The sequence below is a fragment of the Microbacterium sp. genome, from assembly GCF_041909575.1.
Classification (GTDB): domain Bacteria; phylum Actinomycetota; class Actinomycetes; order Actinomycetales; family Microbacteriaceae; genus Microbacterium.
Window position 1 is genome coordinate 1 of the sequence record NZ_JAYRDE010000175.1, and the last position, 3,232, is coordinate 3,232.

At 68.1% G+C, this 3,232-nt stretch carries 4 protein-coding genes; all 4 read left to right on the plus strand.

The window, feature by feature from the left end:
• On the plus strand, positions 1-1,266 hold a 1,266-nt coding region (locus ACE3O1_RS15170), incomplete at its 5' end, for a sensor histidine kinase (protein WP_374316473.1).
• Positions 1,263-1,883, plus strand: a complete 621-nt coding sequence (locus tag ACE3O1_RS15175; protein WP_048696207.1) for a response regulator transcription factor — start codon at positions 1,263-1,265, stop codon at positions 1,881-1,883. The genes ACE3O1_RS15170 and ACE3O1_RS15175, both read left to right, overlap by 4 nt.
• A 41-nt stretch (positions 1,884-1,924) precedes the next feature.
• Complete coding sequence (locus ACE3O1_RS15180; protein ID WP_105187270.1) at positions 1,925-2,368, plus strand: DUF2871 domain-containing protein; 444 nt, start codon at positions 1,925-1,927, stop codon at positions 2,366-2,368.
• A 2-nt stretch (positions 2,369-2,370) separates the two neighbouring features.
• On the plus strand, positions 2,371-3,232 hold an 862-nt coding region (locus ACE3O1_RS15185), incomplete at its 3' end, for an MFS transporter (protein ID WP_374316476.1).

The following is a 3,232-nucleotide window of genomic DNA, read 5'->3' on the forward strand; positions in this document are numbered from 1 at the left end:
CCATTGACGTCCACTGATCCGCCCAGCCCGGCGGTCGCGGGGGCGACGGTGCGGGCGATGGAGATCGGTCAGCACCTTATGGCGGTCGTGCTGACCGCCATCGGGGTCATCCGCGCGATCGGCGACGGGGTGGGGATGCCCGCGGCGATCATCTCAGGTGTCGCGATCCTCGCTTGGCACACTGCGGGCACGATCCTGCCGTCGAAGACCCGGTCACGCAGCCTGGCGGTGTGGTGGCTGCTCGGGTTCGCCGCGATCTGGATCGCCGCGGTCGCGGTCTCCGCCGAGTTCGTCTGGCTCGCGTTCCTGCTCTGGCTCCTCGTCGGGCACCTCCTGCCGCTGAAGTGGGGGCTGCTGTTCTCGGGTTTCGTGCTCACGGTCGTGATCGTCGCCCCGATCCTGCACCACGGCACCACCAACTACGCCAACATCTTCGGGCCCCTCATCGGCGGCATCTTCGCCTTCGGCATCTCCCGCGGCTACCTGCAACTTCTCCGCGACGCCACCGAACGCGAACGTCTCGTCGCCTCGCTTACCCGAGCCCAGGCCGAGACCGCCGAGTTGCAGGACGAACTCGCGCTCGCCCAACGCCACTCGGGTGCCATCGCCGAACGCACGCGCATCTCCCGCGATATTCACGACACCATCGCCCAAGCGCTCTCCTCAATCCGACTCCTCGCCCACGCCGGAGCCGGCCGCACTGAAGACCCGGACGCAGCGCGCACCCTCGAACAGGTCGAGACCCTCGCAGGCGACAGCCTCGCCGACGTGCGCCGCATCGTCGCCGCGCTCGCCCCCGCGGAACTCGACGACGACGCCCTCGCCTCCGCACTGCAACGGATGCTCGACCGCGCCCACGACGAGGCCGGACTCGCGGTCGAGCTGCATGTGGACGACTCGATGCCGATCCTGCCGACCGAAGTTGAGGTCGCACTCCTGCGCACCGCACAGTCGGCCCTCGCGAACGTGCGCCTCCACGCCAGAGCATCCCGTGTCGTCATGAGCCTCGTCGACGCCGACGACACCGTGCGGCTCGACATCATCGACGACGGCATAGGCTTCGACCAGCCCGCCTGGGAACAGGACGCCGACGCCGGATCGAGCTACGGCCTGCGTTTCATGCGAGCCCGCCTCCGCGAACTCGGCGGCGGCCTCGACATCGAGAGCACGCCTGGTGAGGGCACCGCCCTCTCCATCCACCTCCCGATCCGTCCGGGCCCAGTTTCGGTCACCGTTGCCGACCCCACCACAGAGGAGATGCCATGACCACCACCGTGCTCCTGGTCGATGACCACCCGGTCGTGCGCAGCGGGCTCCGTGCCGTACTCGATGCGGCGGAGACTCTGCAGGTCGTCGGCGAGGCCGCTACCGGCGAGGAGGCGCTCGCCCTGGCCGCACATCTGCGCCCCGATGTGGTGCTCTGCGACTTGCGCCTCGGCAACGGCATCGACGGCATCCAGACCACGGCCGCGCTCCGCGCCCTCGACCCCGCCCCTGCGGTGCTCATCCTGACCACCTTCGATCGCGACGCCGAAATCCTCGGGGCAATCGAAGCAGGCGCAGCGGGTTACCTCCTCAAAGAAGTCGACCCCGACGTCATCATCGACGGCATCCAACGTGCCGCAGCCGGCGACACGGTACTCGCCCCCGATCTCGCCTCCCGGGTGCTCAAGGGCATGCGCAGCCCACTCCCACGTCTCACCGACCGCGAGATCGACGTGCTCCGTCTGCTCGCAACCGGATCGGCGAACAAGGAGATCGCCCGTGCCCTCTTCGTCACCGAGGCCACCGTCAAGAGCCACCTCGTCCACATCTTTACCAAGCTCGGTGTTGACAGCCGCTCCCGCGCGATCCATGTCGCGCAGGAGACCGGCCTGATCTGACCGCGACCAGACATCCGCCCATCGAAAGGAATCCCTGACCCATGAAGAGACTGCTCAACGCCTCGTTCATCTACATGCTCGCCGGTGTCGCCTCCGGCCTGTTCTACCGCGAGTTCACCAAGCTCAACGACTTCCCCGAGGGCCAGTTCACCCAGCTCGGCCTCGCCCATACGCACCTGCTGACCCTCGGGTTCATCGTGTTGCTGATCGTGCTCGCCCTCGAAAAGGTCTTCACGATCTCCCGCAGCCCGAAGCTGTTCGCCTGGTTCTTCTGGCTCTACAACGCCGGAGTGATCCTCACCTCCGCGATGCTCATCTGGCACGGCACCCTCACCGTCCTCGGTCAGGAATCGAACGCGATGATCGCGGGGATCGCAGGACTGGGGCACATCGCGATCACGGCAGGCATGATCGTCTTCTTCGTCGCGCTGCGCCGCGCCGTTACCGGCCGCACGCCGGTGCCCGCCGAAGCCGCGGCGGCCTGACCATGACTGCAGCACCGACCACCCAGGAGAGCGTGCCGACCCGGCGGGAATGGCTCGGCCTTGCCGTCCTCTCCATCGGGCTCGGCCTCATCGTGCTCGACGGCACGATCGTCGGTGTCGCGCTGCCCGCCATCATCGGCGACCTGCATCTCGACCTCACCGACGCGCAATGGGTGAACAGCCTCTACGCCGTGCTGCTCGCCGCCTTGCTTCTCTCCACTGGAAACCTCGCGGACCGGTGGGGGCGCAAGCGGCTCTTCCTCGCAGGCCTCATCGTGTTCGTCGCCGGCAGTCTGCTCGCCGCCGCCGCGTCCACCGCGGGGGTGCTGATCGGGGCGCGTGCGGTGCAGGCAGTCGGGGCGGCGTTCATCATGCCCTCCACCCTCTCCACCGTGAACGCCGTGTTCCGGGGCAAGTACCGGGCCGCGGCGTTCGGGGTATGGGGCGCCGTGATCTCCGGCGCGGCCGCCGTCGGCCCACTCGCCGGCGGTGCGCTCACCCAGTGGGCCTCGTGGCACTGGATCTTCCTGGTGAACCTCCCACTTGGCGTCCTCGTGTTCATCGCCGCGCTCTTCACCGTGCCCGAGACGCGCGGTGAGAAGAAGCGTCCCGGTATCGATGTCGACGGCGCACTGCTCAGCGCCATCGGATTCGGGGCGCTCGTGTTCGCCGTCATCGAAGGCCCCGACCTTGGCTGGTGGACCCCGAAGAGCGACCTCACCGTCTTCGGATGGGTATGGCCGAAAGATGCAGCGATCTCCGCCGTGCCCGTCGCGTTCGCCGTTGCCGCGATCGCGCTGGTCCTGTTCGTGATCTGGGAACGACACCGCGAGAAGGTGCAGCGCGCCGCGCTCCTCGACCTCG